The sequence below is a fragment of the Nocardia seriolae NBRC 15557 genome, assembly GCF_007990715.1.
GTDB lineage: Bacteria > Actinomycetota > Actinomycetes > Mycobacteriales > Mycobacteriaceae > Nocardia > Nocardia seriolae.
The window spans coordinates 1-2,221 of record NZ_BJWY01000248.1 but is presented as its reverse complement, the minus strand read 5'-3'; the positions used below and the strand labels follow the sequence as shown (position 1 = coordinate 2,221).

Here is a 2,221-nt window from a genome sequence, read left to right as displayed (position 1 = left end):
CGACACTAGAGCAGGCATACGTACTGGTCCGCTGCATCGAGATCGGTACCGAAGACTCCGACTTGGCACGACGGATAACACGGTTCGCTAACACCCAGAACGCTGTACTCAGCCAAGACTTCGTCTTTCTGGATAAACAGCAACACCGCCTAGTGCAGGAGCTACAGACGATGGGTTATACCTATCTGCTGCGCTCAGGCGAGTCACCAGGAAACGCCGACTCATCGAAGGTTATCGAAGTTCGTCAAGCCGCAGTTGCGTTGGCATGCGCAACCGGCGATGTCGGACATGCAGTGACTGCAAAGCGGGAGGTATCAAAGCTATTCGATCGCGACTCTGGCCCGTACGAAGCCCTTTTCAACCCTTCCGTCGAAGGAATCTTCCTTATTCGAGTGACGAAAGTCGTCAGCGATGTAGATGAAGCACTCGATGATGCATACTCCGAATCAGAGGGGCAACGGATTGGGATTGCAGTGCACGGACGACGTGTGATCGCGCACTTGATTCTCAATAACATTGGCCAGAAGAATCTCAAGAACCCAGACTTCGATTTTGATCAAGCCCTGCGTGACGTGCAATCTAGTGCACTCCGGATTTTGGATAGCTTCACAGAGAACTTTCCCGAGAATGCATATCCTGGAAACGTATTCAAAAACCGCAAACGGTGCGAGGAGCTAATTTCCAACGTCAAATAATATCCGCGTCAGCTTCACTCGGCCGTAAACCTGCTATTGCAGTTTCCGCAGTAGCTCGATCCCGCCTCGTAGGTGCTACGCGATACGCGGATCTTGCGGCCGCAGTCACAGGCGGCGGCGACGCCATTGTTGCTGGACTTCCGTCCGCTGTGCGGGTCGGGCTCACGTCGTCGATAGGCCACCAGCGCGAAGGTGAGTTCTTCCAGCTCATCTCGGTACTGGGCTCGGGTGCCGTCAGGCACGGTGGTCACCGACCATCCGATCTTTGGGTGCTGGGCGAGAGTGAGCCCGAGTTCTTCGCCGAGGGCGCGGTATCGCTCGTTGTGCCAGCGGCCCTGGCGGCTGGTGTCCTTGATGTTGCGGACGACCGCGACGCCGTGCGCGGCCTCGTGGAGCAGGGTGCCGAGCACATCGAGCGGGCCACGCTGGAGTCCTTCGCCGCCGACGAAGAGTTCGTGGAGTTCGTACTCACCGCGGATCCAGCGGTTCGGGGCGAAGTGTCCGAGGGTCAGTTCCCCGCCAACGGATCCGGCTCCCACGGTCAGCACCACTGCGGGTACGTCCGGGTGCAGGTGGCGGATTTTCACCCACGTGGTTTCGAGAGCGGAGACAAGGAGGCCGGTGATGGTGTCGGAGTCGATCATGATCGCCGAAAGTCCTTCCGGGACTTGACACGTACGTGTCAACCGGCGCGGAACCGACCATCGGGTCAGGTGATTCGTTTGGATCACCTGGACGGCTCGATCTGGACCAGGTGCGACATTTGTTGCATCTGCAACACCTGGCCGGGCGGACAACTCTGTCCACCTGCCAGGTGCGCAAAATTGCTCACCTGCGGATCTACTGCCGGTGTTGACACGTACGTGTCAATGCGTGGATTCCCGACAGGGACACCGGAACTGGTCTGGGCGTGCGCCGTGCCCTGTGGGGGCAGGCCCTGCGCCTGCCCCTTAACGCCTGTCCAGGGCGTCCAGGAGGCTCACGCTCAAGGGGCGAATTTCCCTCGCCCGACCGACACCCGAATCACCGGACCGCACAGGAAATTCGCCCCTTGACGGGAGGTGGGACGCCCTTACAATTCGGCGCGCGCCCAGACCCCACCCACGGCCGCTACCGCCCGCGCCGGGCCGGACCGACTCGGACGCAACCATTCACGCCGGACACCACCACCGCGCCAGCGCTCCGGACGTTACCACGCACTCAACCGACACGAACGCACCCCCGTCACCGAACGCCACCACCTACCCAACCGCAACGCTCATCACCCAACGCAACCCACTTACCTACCTGATAACCAAACTATTGCTCTCACACTACTTTCCACTCCCACCACCCCTGATTTCTACTTACTGCTCTCTTCTCACAGGTCACCATATACACATTGATGTGGGTATATGGTGACCTGTGAGAAGAGAGCGCCTTTCAGACCGATCGTGCCTGATCAGGGGTGGTGGGAGTGGAAAACGGACCGGTAAGAACTCGACTGCTGATCTCAACGGTTTTTCCCGCCTTTCGCAGAGGTCTCG

At 59.2% G+C, this 2,221-nt stretch carries 2 protein-coding genes; one reads left to right on the top strand and one right to left on the bottom strand.

Translation table 11 applies throughout. The features are described from left to right. The coding region (locus NS2_RS35480) for an AIPR family protein (RefSeq protein WP_186817629.1) at positions 1 to 695 on the top strand (695 nt) is incomplete at its 5' end. A gap of 14 nt (positions 696 to 709) precedes the next feature. Here NS2_RS35480 and NS2_RS35475 read toward each other — a convergent pair. Next, positions 710 to 1,339, bottom strand: a complete 630-nt coding sequence (locus tag NS2_RS35475; protein ID WP_033091743.1) for a hypothetical protein — start codon at positions 1,337 to 1,339, stop codon at positions 710 to 712. Positions 1,340 to 2,221: the final 882 nt, after the last annotated feature.